The organism is Leptospira koniambonensis (assembly GCF_004769555.1).
Classification (GTDB): Bacteria; Spirochaetota; Leptospiria; order Leptospirales; family Leptospiraceae; genus Leptospira_B; species Leptospira_B koniambonensis.
Window position 1 is genome coordinate 1,913,956 of the sequence record NZ_RQFY01000004.1, and the last position, 15,244, is coordinate 1,929,199.

16 protein-coding genes are annotated in these 15,244 nt (G+C 38.2%); 2 read left to right on the plus strand and 14 right to left on the minus strand.

From position 1 onward, the window contains the following. Positions 1–8 precede the first annotated feature (8 nt). Together EHQ52_RS12970 and EHQ52_RS12975 are read left to right on the plus strand one after the other, a co-directional pair. Positions 9–452 (plus strand): c-type cytochrome, encoded by a 444-nt coding sequence (locus tag EHQ52_RS12970; RefSeq protein WP_244244865.1) that lies wholly within the window; start codon positions 9–11, stop codon positions 450–452. A gap of 11 nt (positions 453–463) precedes the next feature. Then, positions 464–946 carry a hypothetical protein gene (locus tag EHQ52_RS12975; RefSeq protein WP_135615550.1) on the plus strand — a complete coding sequence of 161 codons (483 nt, stop codon included), beginning with the start codon at positions 464–466 and terminating at the stop codon, positions 944–946. Between the two features lie 97 nt (positions 947–1,043). Here the strand turns inward: EHQ52_RS12975 and EHQ52_RS12980 are convergent, their stop codons facing one another. From EHQ52_RS12980 to EHQ52_RS13045, 14 genes are all read right to left on the minus strand, one after another. Continuing rightward, positions 1,044–1,718, minus strand: a complete 675-nt coding sequence (locus tag EHQ52_RS12980; RefSeq protein ID WP_135615551.1) for a methionine ABC transporter permease — start codon at positions 1,716–1,718, stop codon at positions 1,044–1,046. Further along, a complete protein-coding gene (locus tag EHQ52_RS12985; RefSeq protein ID WP_135615552.1) occupies positions 1,715–2,755 on the minus strand; it encodes a methionine ABC transporter ATP-binding protein in 1,041 nt (346 codons plus the stop codon). Before EHQ52_RS12985 ends, EHQ52_RS12980 begins: the two co-directional genes overlap by 4 nt. Further along, complete coding sequence (locus tag EHQ52_RS12990; RefSeq protein ID WP_135615553.1) at positions 2,734–3,561, minus strand: MetQ/NlpA family ABC transporter substrate-binding protein; 828 nt, start codon at positions 3,559–3,561, stop codon at positions 2,734–2,736. The genes EHQ52_RS12985 and EHQ52_RS12990 overlap by 22 nt, the downstream gene beginning before the upstream one ends. Positions 3,562–3,735: 174 nt before the next feature. After that, the gene (locus EHQ52_RS12995; protein ID WP_135615554.1) at positions 3,736–4,611 is read right to left on the minus strand and encodes a hypothetical protein; all 876 of its coding nucleotides are present in this window, start codon (positions 4,609–4,611) and stop codon (positions 3,736–3,738) included. A gap of 2 nt (positions 4,612–4,613) precedes the next feature. Further along, positions 4,614–6,023, minus strand: a complete 1,410-nt coding sequence (locus EHQ52_RS13000; protein ID WP_135615555.1) for an MBOAT family O-acyltransferase — start codon at positions 6,021–6,023, stop codon at positions 4,614–4,616. A gap of 58 nt (positions 6,024–6,081) precedes the next feature. Then, positions 6,082–7,296: an adenylate/guanylate cyclase domain-containing protein gene (locus EHQ52_RS13005; protein ID WP_135615556.1), complete on the minus strand. Its 1,215-nt coding sequence runs from the start codon at positions 7,294–7,296 to the stop codon at positions 6,082–6,084. Further along, positions 7,293–8,369 carry an ATP-grasp domain-containing protein gene (locus EHQ52_RS13010; RefSeq protein WP_135615557.1) on the minus strand — a complete coding sequence of 359 codons (1,077 nt, stop codon included), beginning with the start codon at positions 8,367–8,369 and terminating at the stop codon, positions 7,293–7,295. The genes EHQ52_RS13005 and EHQ52_RS13010 overlap by 4 nt, the downstream gene beginning before the upstream one ends. Then, positions 8,369–8,914, minus strand: a complete 546-nt coding sequence (locus tag EHQ52_RS13015; protein WP_135615558.1) for a hypothetical protein — start codon at positions 8,912–8,914, stop codon at positions 8,369–8,371. The genes EHQ52_RS13010 and EHQ52_RS13015 overlap by 1 nt, the downstream gene beginning before the upstream one ends. A gap of 96 nt (positions 8,915–9,010) precedes the next feature. After that, positions 9,011–9,775 carry a phosphate ABC transporter ATP-binding protein PstB gene (gene pstB, locus EHQ52_RS13020; RefSeq protein WP_135615559.1) on the minus strand — a complete coding sequence of 255 codons (765 nt, stop codon included), beginning with the start codon at positions 9,773–9,775 and terminating at the stop codon, positions 9,011–9,013. A 34-nt stretch (positions 9,776–9,809) separates the two neighbouring features. Continuing rightward, a complete protein-coding gene (gene pstA / locus EHQ52_RS13025; protein WP_135615560.1) occupies positions 9,810–10,754 on the minus strand; it encodes a phosphate ABC transporter permease PstA in 945 nt (314 codons plus the stop codon). Positions 10,755–10,778: 24 nt separating this feature from the next. After that, on the minus strand, positions 10,779–11,861 hold the full coding sequence (gene pstC, locus EHQ52_RS13030) for a phosphate ABC transporter permease subunit PstC (RefSeq protein ID WP_135615561.1): 1,083 nt from the start codon (positions 11,859–11,861) through the stop codon (positions 10,779–10,781). Between the two features lie 61 nt (positions 11,862–11,922). Further along, a complete protein-coding gene (locus tag EHQ52_RS13035) occupies positions 11,923–12,762 on the minus strand; it encodes a phosphate ABC transporter substrate-binding protein (protein ID WP_135615562.1) in 840 nt (279 codons plus the stop codon). 172 nt (positions 12,763–12,934) lie between these two features. Next, complete coding sequence (locus EHQ52_RS13040) at positions 12,935–13,390, minus strand: LA_3150 family lipoprotein (protein WP_135615563.1); 456 nt, start codon at positions 13,388–13,390, stop codon at positions 12,935–12,937. A gap of 19 nt (positions 13,391–13,409) precedes the next feature. Continuing rightward, positions 13,410–15,086 (minus strand): hypothetical protein, encoded by a 1,677-nt coding sequence (locus EHQ52_RS13045; protein WP_135615564.1) that lies wholly within the window; start codon positions 15,084–15,086, stop codon positions 13,410–13,412. Positions 15,087–15,244: the final 158 nt, after the last annotated feature.

Here is a 15,244-nt window from a genome sequence, read left to right on the forward strand (position 1 = left end):
AGAATCTTATGGACGATAGGCTAATGTTTAGAGAAAGATCTAAATCTAAAATTTTATTCGGTATCTGTATTTCTGTTTTCTTTTCTATTTTCGGAACTGCTTCCTTGGTTTTCGCGGACGACTGGGATAAATCAAACGAAGATAAATGGAATGCTGCATTTATGGAAACTGTAGCCCGAGGAGAAAAACTTTTTCATGGACCTGAATTAGGAGGTAATACAGTTCAATGCGCCATGTGCCATCCGAACGCCACCAATACTCACCCGGAGACTTATCCTAAATTCCAGAAACAGATCGGGAAGGTTTCCACATTAAGAGAGATGATCAATTGGTGTATCCAAAACCCACTCCAAGGTAAACCTTTGGCATATGATGATCCTAAGATGATTGCATTAGAAGCTTATATCATGTTTGAGAGAAGGAATTCTGTTCTAACTCCAGGAAAACATTAGAGGAAATGAATATGATTCGTTATCGTTTGTTTTGGGGAATTCTTTCTGTTTTATTTTTCTCGTTTGTTTTTTGTGGTTCCGAGATCAGTGATTCCAGATGTAAAACAGATTTGGAAAAAGGACTTTCTATCTTTGGAACTGTAGAAGATATACATGCAGAGAAGGCAATCTCGATTAAGGAATCTTTTTCCTCAGGAAGTAAGGATTTGCTGTACGTTCCCTTCTCCGCTAATATAAAATTAAAGGAAGATGTTCGAAATTATGTTCATCATGCCCAAGAAGGAAGATATCATAGGGAATATGTTGGCTGGGTAATGCAAAATTCTGCAAATAAATCAGGAACGGAAAAACTTTTGCATTTTTCGTTGCTGGCTAATCTTTCTTCTTCTCGCTGGTATGATGCGAAAAGTGGTCAGATCATTCCTTTGAAGGGAATTTTAAGATATAAAAAAGAGGGAAACGAATGGATTTCCTTAGGTGCATTTGATAATTAAAATTTTTGAATATGCAACACCACAGCATTTGATCCGCAGGTTCCTTGCGGATTCTTTTTATCTGAGGAAGATCTATAATATTCTTCCTTATGAAAAATTACTGAGAAAATCTTTTATCACTCTTTTTGCGGGTTTTATCTCCGATCCATTGGAATGTTTGGACTAAAGCGATCAGAACGAAAACAGTAGCAAACATGATATCGTCTTCGTATCTATAATATCCAAATCGGATTGCAAGATCTCCAATTCCACCACCACCTACAATTCCTGCCATCGCAGAATATCCTAATAAACTGATGGTTGTAACTGTAATCGCTGAATAGATCCCGGGTAATGCTTCCGGTATCAAAACTTCTCTGATGATTAGTGAGAGTTTTGCTCCTGTAGAAACTGCTGCTTCTAAAACTCCTTCTGGAATTTCTCTAAGGGAGGTTTCGACTAACCTGGCTAAAAATGGGATGGCTGCTACAGAAAGTGGAACAGATGCCGCGAGTGGACCGATTGTAGTTCCTACTAATGTTTGAGTGAGAGGGATAAGTGCAACTAACAGGATCACAAATGGAATGGATCGAATTAAGTTTGCCAATATTCCGAGTACTGCATGAAAGAATCGATTTGGTATAAATAGTTTCTTATCAGTTAGATAGATCAAAAATCCCAAAGGAATTCCAAATACCAGAGCAGAAGATAAGGATATTCCAAGCATTAGGAATGTTTGCCCGAATGCATTGATCAGTTCCGGATATAATTCTATCCATTTAGAAAAATTCATTTGAATATTTCCTCCACGACGGCTCCATATCTGACGAATGCAGCTCTGACGGTATCTGTGCTATCATCTGAGGGATCAGTTTCTAAATAAAAAATTCCGATTGGTTTTCCCGAAATATATTCAATTTTACTATAAATGATATTCGGGACCTGATTTGTAGCGCGGATGACTTTTCCAAGCACTGGCTCAGTTGCGATCTCATTCTTCAAAACTACTCTGAGTATCCTGCCCTCTGTTCTTGCTAAGGTCTCTTCTGGAATAGAATTTGTGAATGCATGTCCTGTAAGCTTTTTAGTAATTTCCTGAGAAGGATCTGCGAATAGGGAATATACAGTGCCTGTTTCGATCAATTTACCTTTTTCTAATACTGCTACTGAATTACAGATCTCTCTGACTACATTCATTTCATGGGTAACAATAAGTATTGTGATTGAGAACTTTTTATGAATGTCTTTGAGTAACCCTAAAATGGAACGAGTGGTTTCTGGATCCAGCGCCGAGGTTGGTTCATCGCATAATAGTAGAGTAGGGTGATTTGCAATTGCTCTTGCAATCCCCACTCTTTGTTTTTGTCCGCCGCTGAGTTGATTTGGATAAGAATCTATTTTATCTACGAGTCCGATCAAGGATAGAAGTTCAATCACTCTGGAACGGATCTTTTCTTTTTTCCAATCGGCCGCTTTTAAAGGAAGAGCGATATTATCAAAAACTGTTTTATTTAGAACCAGATGGGATTGTTGGAATACCATCCCCACCTTGGATCTATGATGTCTTAGGTCTTCTCCCTTTAAATGAGAGATGTCAGTAGATTCGAAAAATACCTGTCCTGAATCAGGGGTTTCCAGTAAATTTGCGAATCTAAGTAAGGTACTTTTTCCAGCTCCGGTTGTTCCTATGATCCCGAAAATTTCTCCCTTATCTATTTTTAAGGAGATACCCTCAATAGAAGGGTGTATAGATTTCGGGAACGTTTTAAAAACGTTCCGAAATTCTAATATAGTTTGTGAGTTTTCTTTTACTTCCGTTTCCCGAACCATTCCGGCTTTTGGAATCCTTTAAAGTCTTGGTCTACAATTTTTTCGAAGTTTTCAGACTTCACTGCCTCGACTATGTCCTTGGCAAATACGCTGTCTTTTTCTTCTTCTCGAACTACGATTATGTTTTTATGTTCTTCTGCCAATTTTTCCAAGATCACTGCTTTTGTCAGATCCAAACCGGAAGCGAGTGCGAAATTTCCATTGATCGCAGAAAAGTCTGTGCTTTCCAAAGATCTAGGAAGTTGAGCCGCTTCTAATGGCAAAAATTGGATCTGCTTTTTATTTTCAGTGATATCGCTTAAGGAGGCTTTAGTTGGAAGTGCATCCGGGTTTACTTTGATAAAACCTAATTCTTGGAAAAGTTTTAAAGCTCTTAACAAGTTTGTCGGATCATTTGGAAGTGCGATCGACGCCTTCTCCTTTATATCCTTAGGGTTCTTAGTTTTTCCTGCAAACACAGACATAGGAGCAGTAGGAATATTGATAATAGCGCTTAACTTTAGATTTTTATCCGCAGTAAACTTTTTAAGATAAGGAAGATGTTGGAACAAATTTGCATCTATATCACCGGAAGCTAATGCAAGATTTGGTTGGATATAATCGCTGAACTGAACGATCTCAATTTTGTATCCCTTCTTCTCTAGATCAGGAAACACACCTTTTTTTAAAAGATCCCCATATGGTCCTGGGCAAATTCCGATCTTCAGAATTTTTCTATCTCCCGGAAGATTGGGAGCTTCTTTCTTTCCACAGCTTATAAAGAAAGGAAGAAGGGCCAATAATATGATAACTAATTTTCGATTCATTGATTCACCTTGCCTAGGAATTATCTAGTCCAAGGATTTTCAGATTGGGTCTTCTTGGATACTAGAAAAATCTGTTATATTGAATAAAATGTTTAATATAACTCGAGTCCCGGAATATACGTTCCACGCGAAAATTCGGAGGCGGATAGCCTTATTCGGAGTGGTAGGAACTCCTTACTGCAAGGATTCCGCGTATTCTTTCAGTTTAGATAAGAATCGATCTGCTTCCGGATAAGCAAGATGGAGTGCATCGCTATCTTCGTAGATATCTTTATTATCTATAAACCAAAGATATTGAGAAGGAGGAAAATTTTTCTGAACAGTTTCTCTGGTCCTGGTTTCTTTAGCTGAGACAAGGATTTCAGGATGCATTGGCATTTCGAAAAAAATAGGGCGAATACCTTTGGCTTCCAATTCTTTCAGAACAGAAGAAAGGTATATCATTCTATCATTTAACTTTTTCTGCTCTACCGCGGCGCCATACCAACGTTTTACTTCTTGTAGATGTTCTTGTTTTAATCTTTTAGAAATTTCAAGAGCTTCTTGTTCTGCTTTTGGTTCTGGTTTTGCTTCTGAAGCAAAAAAACGATCCGTAAATTGGATCACGAATCCCACTGCATAATTCAAGGGTTGTTTTTCAGATCTAAGAACAGGGAAATTCCTTCGGGTAAAAATAAAAAACGGCTCGGTATTTTCTTGGGAGAATTTTATATTTTCTTTCACGGAAAGTTGATTAACTTCTATCAAAACAAATTTGGGAGAAGTATCCGAATTTTTTAATATAGATAATCCTGTGAGTGCACCTTCTCCCACTAAGGAAAGATTGAACCAGTCTGAATTGGACTTTGGTAACATTCTGTCCGACATGGAAGATCCAACGATCACATATTTGGAATCTTTTCCTTCTGTTAAAAAACTTTCTACCCTAACTCTATTATGCTGCCACCAACTCTGCTTTGGTATTTTCTGAGGAGAAAGAAAATATACAAAAGCAGAATATAGTCCTAAAAAGATCAGAAAGAAGGTAATGAGTCGGATAAAAAATTTCATAATTAAAACTGAAAATAAATAAATGCGGCAGAAGGCCCCTTGTTCAGAACGATCATAAATAGAAGGAATGCATAACCTATATTAGAGACCTTCTCCATTGTTTCTTCCGGATATTTCTCTTTATACCATCCATAAAAATGATAGAAGAACACAGGGATGGAAAAGAATATTAAGAATGTACAAAGTTCCCAGTCAGTTCCAAGGCTCAAATTTGTACCTAATAATTTTAGATACTTAATAGCAGTTTCGAAATCGGGTAAACGGAATAATAACCATAAAAGCGAAACGCATAAGAATACAAAACCTGCCTTTATAAAAGAGAAAAAACGATTTTCAGGAAGTTTATACGGAAAATTTTGATCTAAAAATCTTTCTACTAGTAATAATAATCCATGGCCGATTCCCCAGACCATATATCTCCATTCTGCTCCATGCCAAAGCCCACCTAATGCCATGACTAAGAATAGATTTATATAAGTCCTGAAGTTTCCTTTTCTATTTCCGCCTAGAGGAATGTACAAATAATCTCTGAGCCAGGTAGAAAGAGAGATATGCCATCTTCTCCAGAATTCTGAAAAGTTAGAAGATATATAAGGAAAATTGAAATTGGTTGGAAGTCTATAACCGAATAAGAATGCAGTTCCAATCGCAATCAAAGAGTATCCGGCAAAATCTGCAAAGATCTGAGCAGAATAACCAAAAATCAAAAATATTAAAGTGAGAGTGGAATGATGTGCATTATAAGGAAAATCGATAACGAATGTAAGATCATTCAGATTATCCGCGATTACTGTTTTTAAAAAATATCCAAGTATTAGGATCTTGGCGGCTTGGATCCAAGGAATGTCCTTGAAATCTTTCGTTTTTATCTGAGGAAAAAATTCTTTTGCCTTAACGATAGGCCCAGCTACCAACTGAGGAAAAAAATTAATATAGAGAGAAGATTGAAGGATCAGTTTAGGGTAGGGGACCTTCTCCTTGAAAATTTCAGGACCTATCCTGTAAAAATCCACCACCATGCTGATCCCATGAAAGGTATAAAAAGAAATACCGATTGGAAGAGGGATTAGAAAAATCCAATGTAGGTCTGAAGTACCAGAACTTCCCAGGAAAGTTTTAGCGAATAGCCCGCTATATTTAAAGAAAAATAATACACTTAAGTTTAGAACAACACCTAATGCTAAGACTGATTTTTTAGATTTGAAATCAGGGGTTTGGATGAGGTAAACGATACTCGCGTTCCAAAAGATAGAGAACAAAAGTAAGATAAGTAACCAAGGATCAGTATAAGCGTAAAAATAAAAACTCGCTCCGACTACTGTCAGAAGTTGGAATCTTTTTAGAAAAGGTAGATAATAAAGAGTAAATGTGATCAGTAAGAATAGGAAAAATCCAAAACTATTAAAATTCATGGGAAAGAAAATCTGACTGGTTCAAATTCTTTCCTGGGACCCTTAGGTCAAGAACCTATTATACTTCTCTGGCCTCCTTCACCAAAAACATTTCGATCTCTCCCTTATTCTTAGCTTTTATCAATCCTCTAGACTCGCAGATAAAATCTTCTCTCACAAAATGGAAGGTATCTAAGGAGATATTCACTTCTCCCGCAACGCCGGAGCTTTCCATACGGCTAGCAGTGTTAACCGTATCACCCCAGATATCATAGGCAAATTTTTCAGTTCCGATCACTCCCGCCACCACGCTTCCAGTGTGGATTCCTAAACGTAGTTCCCAGGTAGGAAGTCCTAAACTTTGTCTTTCTTCCTTTTGTTTTTTCATGAATTGTTGGAATTCCAACCCACAGAAGACTGCATCTCTTGCATGAGTATTATTTGGTGTAGGAAGTCCAGCAACGGCCATATAGGCGTCTCCGATCGTTTTGATCTTTTCCAAACCATATTTTTTGGCGATCTTATCAAATTCAGCAAAGAAAAAATGTAGTTCCTTCACTAGTTCTTCTGGAGTCATTTTTTCTGCGATTTGAGTGAAACCTGCCATATCAGTGAATAATACTGTAACACTATCATAACGTTTTGGTTGGACAGTATCATTCATTTTCAATTCATCTGCGATAGATTCGGGAAGGATGTTCCTAAGTAGATTGTCTGACTTCTTCCTTTCTATATTCAGGTTTCTGCTAAGTATAAAGATCAATATCCCGGTAAGGATTTGGACGAAGATATAATTTCCTCCCAGATCCATATATTCTGAATCTCTGTCTTTTTGAGGAACAATGAAGTTTGGGTATAAATATTCAAATACATAGAGGAAGCCGGTTACGAATGCATAAAATGCATAGATGAATATGATATTATGATTTTTTAAAAGGATGGTGGCGATCACCAACGCAGGAATGAAATAATAATGATTTCCTCCGTTAGAACCTCCATGTAAAAACCAAAGAGAAGATAAATAGGTAAGAATTGTTAGATTTAAAGGCCAGAAAAGAACATAATAGATATTCTTAAATCTGGAAAAATAATACATAATGAGCAGGATCAGGCCTGAGACCAAATTTAGAAAAATGACTCTGTGAGAGTATTCGGTTGTCTCTTCGAATATGGAGCCGAGAATATTTAAACTTCCATTCACTAAGGAAATCGCATTAAATAATCTATGCTCAAGAGAGTTCTTTTTAGGATCTCCAAAGATCAGATAAATGAGCTGTATAAGTTTCTGTTTCATATTGAAAGATCGGAGACGATTCTGGTCCCGAAGTAAAAATCTTTCAATGCTTTTATAATAGAAAAAAGGCCAGCTCCCTTAGATTTTGATTGTCTGGAAATTTGGAATAGTATCTTCCATTGGGAGAATAGTATGGAATATCTTTCTTTTAGAGAAAATCTTGGGTCGTATATATTCGTAGATTCTGAAGTAACTCCGTTCAATTCTACTATATGTAGATCTTTTCCTTCTAAAAAATCTTTGAGGGATGAAAATCGTATATCGTATCTTCCGAAATAAAAACCTTTAAAAGAAGAAGAGATTTCATGGATCTTATTTTCTAATTCAGAAGTGATCCATTCCGAGCCGTCTAAAAATAAGGTTCCCTGACAGTGGTTTCCTGCTTCTGAAAGACAGATAGTTTCTCCTAATATAGGGACCTTCTCCCAAGATTCTGAAAATCTTTTTTGAAATGTTTCTTTCTGTATTCTAAATCTGGGATGGTTTTCCACTAATTGGGAAAGAGTAGAGATCCCATTGCCGGTTAGCTTCGGAAATACTTTTCTGGTAATCGAAAATATTTTACCTTTGGTTTCGTTTGGATATCTATAATAAAAAACTCCAACTTCAAATGGTCCCGGATGGAATTCTTGGATGAGCAGATCCACATTCGATTCAAGTAAACATTCTTCCAAATGTTTTGGGGTTAAGATCTTTCTAACACCTTGGCCTCTTTGTCCTGAATCTGGTTTAAGTATAATAGGAAATTTTAATCCGAGAGAATTCATTTTTTCTAAAATAGAATTTGTATTTTTGGAACCTTTGGGAACTAAAAAGAATTTTAATACATGTTTAGGATCTATACTTTGTAAAATTTGAAATTTAGATTCTCCTACAAGTCCTCCCAATGGAATACCAGGATTTGCGGACGCGATTCTTCCAAATCCTAAAGAAGAAATAGATCCTGATCGAATAGAGCGAAAAGATTCGAATGCAATATAAGGGACCAGAGGAAGATACAATTTCCAAGTGGGCCAGAACTCCATTGGATCTGACTTTCTTAGGAGATCCTGCTCTGTTTGGGTTTCTAACATTAGATGACTGGATCCCAAGAGAGAATTAGCTTGTTTGCATTATATTGTAATGTAGAAATCGCAAATCCAAAACTTTCTGGAATATCTTCGAATCCAAGATCGTGTTCGAGAGCCACTCGGATGATTGCCTCATGATGGATTGTATGTTCTTGCACATAAAGTAATTCTCTTTCCCAAGAAGAACTTACCACATTCTCTAGTCCTGAAGAAGTATGAACTAGATAAGATACTTTAACTTCTCCTTCCCAATTCCTTAGTTCGAATTCTTTTATTAATTCAAGAAGGCGATCTGCCGCTGCATTGGGAGAATTTTCATAGAGAGGATTTCTTTCTCTTTGGTCATAAGAAACAAGTCCAGTATCATAGCCGTTCAATAAAGCTTCCGCAAATTCTAAACAATGACGGACTTGTTTACCTATACTTGCTCCGGACAATAGATGTAAAGGGCGGGTATAATTTCTTTCCGAAATCCTATATAGTAAGTCTGCAAATCTCGAAAAGAGGATCTCGAGGGAATCGGTTAAATCTAATTTTGTCTGCCTCATCGAGGGAAACTTCGATAATTAGGAGTTTAGGTTACAGAGTAGGATAAAAAAACGCCTGCATAAGCAGGCGCTCTGAAAGGAATATTCGGTTTGCGATCAGCCGAATTTTCCAGAAATATAATCTTCCGTTTCCTTTTTAGAAGGATCGTGGAACATTTTCTTAGTATTATCGAATTCCACCAAACGACCCATATAGAAGAAGCCGGTATAATCGCTCACCCTCGCAGCTTGTTGCATATTATGTGTTACGATCACGATTGTATAAGAATCCTTAAATTCAGAGATGAACTCTTCTACCTTTTTAGTAGAGATCGGATCTAATGCAGAACAAGGCTCATCCATTAAGATCACTTCAGGATTCATTGCGATCGCTCTTGCAATACATAACCTTTGCTGTTGTCCACCGGAAAGTCCAAGAGCGCTATCATTCAATCTATCCTTTACTTCTTTCCAAAGCGCGGACTTTCTCAAACTTTCCTCAACGATATGATCCATCTCATCTTTAGAGACCTTACCGTTCAGTTTTAATCCGTAGGCGATATTCTCATAAATAGATTTAGGAAAAGGGAAGGATTTTTGGAAAACCATTCCGACTCTTTTTCTAAGTTCCACAACGTTCATCAGAGGATCATAAATATTGATGCCGTCTATTTCCAGTTTACCATTTACTTTAGAGCTATCGATCACATCATTCATACGATTGATAGATCTTAAAAAAGTAGATTTACCACAACCAGAAGGTCCAATGAACGCTGTGACCTTCTTCGCATGGATCTCTAAAGAAATATCATGCAATGCTTGGTTCTCACCGTAGAAAAAATTGAAATGGCGGGATTTTATTTTTACTTTTGTATCTTTCATCTGCGATTAACTCCTCGCATCTCCAATAAAAACGTTATACATGGGCTTTGCCCCTGGATTTCCTGATTCTGTATCTTAAGAATGTAGCGAAAAAACTCATCCCGAAGGTAAGAGTTAATAATACGACTGTGGTAGCATATTGTTTCGGCATCGCTGCGTCTACATCAGGCGATTGGGTTGCCAATACGAATAAATGGTAACCTAATTGCATGAACTGATCTGAAAGGTGCGAAGGTAATTCAGGCAAAGAATACACAACTCCCACGAATAAGATCGGAGCCACTTCTCCTGCTCCTCTTCCAATTGCAAGGATCGCTCCTGTTAAAATTCCAGTTAAAGAATTTGGTAGGATCAATTTCCAAATGGTCTGCCATTTGGTTGCGCCTAATGCGAGGCTGGATTCTCTCATTTCTCTTGGAATACTTCTCATCGTTTCTTCTACAGAGATAATGACTACAGGCAAGGTAAGGATTGCGAGAGTCGCCGCTGCCCAGATTAGAGCTGGTTTTCCCCAAACTGGAGTAGTGTTGTTCGCAACATAATCCATTCCTTTTCCCAGGAATTGGATAAAAAATCCAACACCGAATAGGCCAAATACGATGGAAGGAACTCCAGCTAAGGTATTGATCGCAAATCTAACAGTCATCGCAAACCTAGAATCTCTTGCGGTATATTCAGATAGAAAGATCCCAGTCGCAGTCCCAATTGGAATGCTGAATAAGATCATTATAAAAACTAGATATACTGTTCCATAGATTGCGGGAAATATCCCGCCTTCTAAGTTATTATTCCTTGGTGCTTCCGTCAGGAATTCCCAGTTAACGCCGGAAATTCCTTTGTAGAAAATATTCCCAAGCATGAGAACAACTGCAGTTAAGATCAGTCCAGTCGCAAGCATAGGAGCACCGAGGGCTAATATGGAATAAATTTTATCTTGTACGACTCTTCTTCTTTTAAGTCTGACTTTTTTCCATTTCAAAGAGGTTTACCAAATCTTGTTTGTTTAGGAGCCTTGGAACTTTTTCATAAGCCGTTTTTTAACGTACAGCTCAGTGATTGCGTTCAAGGAAAAAGTGAATAGGAAAAGAAGAACTCCTAGGAAGAACAGAATATTATAATGTTCTGATCCCCAAATAACTTCTCCCATTTCCGCACCGATCGTGGCGGCAAATGTCCTACTCGGATCAAAAATACCGAAACTCATCATAGGGGCGTTACCAGTTGCCATAAGAGCGATCATAGTCTCTCCAAAAGCTCGGCCGATCCCTAAAAGTACTGCGGCAAATACACCAGGTAATGCAGCAGGAAGCATAACTCTATAAGCAGTTTGCCATTCAGTAGCACCTAATGCTAAAGACGCCTGTCTATAAGATTGAGGCACTGTACTTAATGCATCTTCCGCAACAGTGAATATGATTGGAGTGACTGCAATCGCAAGACCGATCCCTCCAGTCAAAGCATTCAATCTGAAGTCTATATCGAAGGTTGCCTTAACTAAGGTGGCAACATCCATTAAGCAGAAAAATCCGATCACAACAGAAGGGAAGTTTGCAAGCATCTCAATTGCAGGTTTTACTATCTCTCTTACTCTCGGAGATACAAAAAACGTAATATTCAAGGCGGCTAAAATAGCTAAAGGCGCTCCGATTAAAATTGCTATGATTGTAGTCTTTGCAGTTCCTATGATCAAAGGTAGAATACCAAATTTAGGAACAGAAGAAACGGGCTGCCATATTTTGCTGAAAAGATTTTCGAAAAGAGAAAGTTTTTCAGGTTCTGGGGCAGTTACAGCAACAGGTTTATTTAATTCTAAAGTATCTCCATCAGGATTATATTCTGCAGGAGCATCCGAACTGGAGTCAGGATTGTATTCCGTTGGCGCTCCGGAGCTTTGGATAGTAGAAGTGGCTTGCGGAGAATCCGAGAAGAATAAGGAAGAAGCTTCTCTAAAGACAAAGAAAAAAATAAGAAGAATGATAAGGATGGAAGTTGCAGCGGTTCCTTTTACTAAGGTTTCCGCGAAAACGTCTATTTTTCTTCTGCTCGGATGTAATAGATATCTCAGCAGAGGATCGAGTTTGCTCATTGATTATTCCGAATTCTGGATTTAAGAACGGCTCCCATTACTGAGAGCCGATCACACAATATTACTTTTTCTTAAGAGGGAAGTAACCTACGTCCTTCACAACTTTTTGTCCGTCTTTTCCGATTACCCAATCGATAAACTTTTTAGTTTGGTCTTTAGGTGCTTCTCTCAGATAAAAATATAGATATCTGGAGATCGGATATTTATTGGTCAAAATATTCGCTTCAGTTGGAAGTTCTGCTTTAGAGTTTGCGTCAGCAGCAACTGCAACGTCTTTTACTCCGGAAGCGTAAGCTGCTCCACCATAACCGATTCCCCATTTATCTTTGGAGATTGCGTTTACTAGTGCTGCAGTTCCTACCATATGTTGTGCAGAAGGATCAAAATCTTGTTTTTCCAAAGCGTGTTCTTTGAAATACTCATAAGTTCCGGAGTTATTCTCACGGCTATAAAGTACGATTTTATGATCTTCTCCGCCAACTTCTTTCCAATTGGTGATCTTTCCAGTGAAAATCTTGCGGATTTCTTCCAGAGTTAGTTTTGCAACTGGATTCTTTTTGTTTACATAAAGAGAAATACCGTCGATTGCAACTTTGATTTCCACACCGTTGGAATTGTATTTTTCCTTTAATTGTTGGATTTCTTGAGGTTTTAGAGGGCGAGAAGCGGAACAAATATCTGTAGTTCCGTTGATTAGAGCAGCAATCCCAGTTCCAGATCCTCCTCCAGTAACTTGGAATTGAACGGATTTATCCGGGAAGGTTTCGGTCCATTTTTGAACCAGGATAACCATTGTATCGGATCCTTTAATGGTGATTGTCTTTTTCTCTTCCCCGGATACGGAAAATGAAGAAAGAGCGAATGCTAATAAGACAATAAGTCTTAAACCTATCTTTTTCATCTGTTTGATATTTCTCCTGAAATATTTTTGAATCATAAATGAGAACCGTTACGAACGGATTTCTCGAATATTACAATCCTGATACACTCTATTCTGCTGCATAGATTTGGCATTTTAGCGCATTCTATGAAATAAGCCCCTGGCCGCAAGAAAGTACAGGGGCTTTTTATTGTTAGTCGGTAGGAAATCCTACCGCCGATTTAATCTTAGTCCCACAATCTCCCCCTGCTTGCCCCAGGTTTGGATCACAGGTATAATATTTAAAATTCACAGGACTTGCATTTGTAGGAATTCCTGAACCCAAAAATCCCAAGGCACCACAAGTTTGCTTGGAAAGAGCGGATTTCCTCAGTTCTGTATCGAGAGAATGTCCAAACATTATATAAAGATAATAATTGGTCGGAGAGATTGTAGAATTAGAAGTTCCCAAAACGGTGAAATGGTCGTAACATTCTCCCGTATAATCAGTGAAATTTCCTGCAACCTCTACCACTACGATTGAGTTGTTTCCGTCGTCAGGAGTTCCGATCAAGGCTCCTAGTAGTGCCGAATCTTCCTTTGTATTGGAAGAGCAAGAAATTGCTAAAAGTCCCAAAAGTGGAAGTATGAATTTAAGTTTAGATTTCATAATTTGCTTTCTCCTCTTCTTAATCTAATCTGCTGTTCAATTGGTCAGGTGTAACCATTCCGGTCCAGAAAGTTGCCTGAAGTTGGAAGTAGAGGGTTTGATTATTGATAGTTTCAGGTTCTCTTGTTATAGGATCTATTCCCAATTTAAGAACTGGGATTTGATAGAATAATTGTGCCTTAAACAAGTGTTTGTCCCCGAAAAGATTCAGACCGACCCAATAATATCTTTTAAGATCGTTATCTTCAATCTTACCGTTACGATTGAAATCTCCTTTTAGGAAATCGTATCTGAAAACAGGCATAATATAATATTTATCGAATATTTGGATATTATATCCAACTGTTGCCTGCCATCCTGAAAGATTGTTGGAAGCCGCTCCAGTATAAGTAGTGTAAGCACCACTTAGATAAATACCATTCCAAGTCATGGTCCCGTCGTAGGTATAACCCCTTAGGTCCAGATTTTTTTGGCAATAACTGGTTTGGTAGCTTGGAACAGTACAATCTGCAGTACTATTATCAGCAGTAGTTTGAGTTGTAAGAAGATACTGAGTAGGAGCGCCTCTTGGGATCGCGCCGTCCACAGCCAGAGTGGAAGCAGGGCCAGAACTAAAGCTTACATTCTTAGTTTGCATAGTAGCAGCACCTAAGGAGATTTTCAGATCTTTTTGGAAGATCTCCTCTCCTTCTTGCCAGCCAACGTTACTACCGTTTTCCTTAACTAAACCACCTAAAACGTTCCATTGAACTCTCGCAAAATATAAAGGAGAATTCAGAATAGGTTGGTTCGGTCTACCAGCAACGGTAAGATCCTGGCGTCTACCAGTTCCGTAGTCACCGCCACCACCATGTCCGTTACCTGCCATCAAGTCGACAGTCAGATATTTTTCATACTTTCCTTCGAAAAAATCTTTTAAAGGAGAAAGTCTCAGGTTTACACCCATATCGAACTGAGGATAAGCATTTGTCATATAAGAACGTTCTAATGCGATGAAGTTTGCAGAAGACATCAAATACTCTCTATGGAATTGAGTCGGTAATTGGCCGAAACTCAATCTTGCTCCTAAGATAGGAATATTCACAAAAAGGAATGCTTCTTGGATATAACCTCTTCCTTCTTTCAAAGAAACGTTCGTTACTTCTCCAGTAGAATTTTTGGTTTGGGTAACATAAGGAGCGTTCAGCATGTTCTCTCCCCTTAAGTTCAGGGCCATTCCCCACCAGGAATTACCTTGGTATTGTAATCCTAAACGAAGACGTCTAAAGTTCCAATCCACGGAATTGAAATCTTCGTTTCCGTTATTATAATTGGATCCAGTCTGAGCGGAGACTCCTCTAAATTGTATCCTACCTGTGATGGTAAGTCTTTCTTTTTGGAGTTCATCCGGTCTACTAGTGAAATGGTTTGGATAAGGATTGAACTTAGGCTCGTTCTTGTTGATGGCCTTATCCATCTTACTCTTAAAACGACCTGGACCAGGTTTGGTATATAATTGCCCATCCTGATCTTCATATATAGTGAATTCTTCTTGTTTTGGCTTTTCCATTTTAGGAGGCTCACCTGCTTGCGCAAGTTCTGCTCCTGGTGGAGTTCCTTGGGAGAAAATCGTCTGGGAACAGACGATAAGCCCTAGAATAAGAAACTGAGATCTTATCCCCTCTAAGTTCTTTCTATTTTTAGATTTCTGCTTCATTCAGAGTTACCTTTTCGATTCGCTTTCTGGGTTTTTTCCCCAGCGAATTCTGTTTTACGTTCAGGTAACAGAATGGCTTCTTTTGGTTACAAAATGATTACAGTATGGAGATGATTTGGTTACAGGCCTCCTTTGGAGAAGTTTTATGCAATATTGGT

Excerpts from the sequence above, each read along its gene's own strand:
- EHQ52_RS12970 (WP_244244865.1), top strand. The coding sequence starts at position 9 with ATGGACGATAGGCTAATGTTTAGAGAAAGATCTAAATCTAAAATTTTA.
- EHQ52_RS12975 (WP_135615550.1), top strand. The coding sequence starts at position 464 with ATGATTCGTTATCGTTTGTTTTGGGGAATTCTTTCTGTTTTATTTTTC.
- EHQ52_RS12980 (WP_135615551.1), bottom strand. The coding sequence starts at position 1,718 with ATGAATTTTTCTAAATGGATAGAATTATATCCGGAACTGATCAATGCA.
- EHQ52_RS12985 (WP_135615552.1), bottom strand. The coding sequence starts at position 2,755 with ATGGTTCGGGAAACGGAAGTAAAAGAAAACTCACAAACTATATTAGAA.
- EHQ52_RS12990 (WP_135615553.1), bottom strand. The coding sequence starts at position 3,561 with ATGAATCGAAAATTAGTTATCATATTATTGGCCCTTCTTCCTTTCTTT.
- EHQ52_RS12995 (WP_135615554.1), bottom strand. The coding sequence starts at position 4,611 with ATGAAATTTTTTATCCGACTCATTACCTTCTTTCTGATCTTTTTAGGA.
- EHQ52_RS13000 (WP_135615555.1), bottom strand. The coding sequence starts at position 6,023 with ATGAATTTTAATAGTTTTGGATTTTTCCTATTCTTACTGATCACATTT.
- EHQ52_RS13005 (WP_135615556.1), bottom strand. The coding sequence starts at position 7,296 with ATGAAACAGAAACTTATACAGCTCATTTATCTGATCTTTGGAGATCCT.
- EHQ52_RS13010 (WP_135615557.1), bottom strand. The coding sequence starts at position 8,369 with ATGTTAGAAACCCAAACAGAGCAGGATCTCCTAAGAAAGTCAGATCCA.
- EHQ52_RS13015 (WP_135615558.1), bottom strand. The coding sequence starts at position 8,914 with ATGAGGCAGACAAAATTAGATTTAACCGATTCCCTCGAGATCCTCTTT.
- pstB (WP_135615559.1), bottom strand. The coding sequence starts at position 9,775 with ATGAAAGATACAAAAGTAAAAATAAAATCCCGCCATTTCAATTTTTTC.
- pstC (WP_135615561.1), bottom strand. The coding sequence starts at position 11,861 with ATGAGCAAACTCGATCCTCTGCTGAGATATCTATTACATCCGAGCAGA.
- EHQ52_RS13035 (WP_135615562.1), bottom strand. The coding sequence starts at position 12,762 with ATGAAAAAGATAGGTTTAAGACTTATTGTCTTATTAGCATTCGCTCTT.
- EHQ52_RS13040 (WP_135615563.1), bottom strand. The coding sequence starts at position 13,390 with ATGAAATCTAAACTTAAATTCATACTTCCACTTTTGGGACTTTTAGCA.
- EHQ52_RS13045 (WP_135615564.1), bottom strand. The coding sequence starts at position 15,086 with ATGAAGCAGAAATCTAAAAATAGAAAGAACTTAGAGGGGATAAGATCT.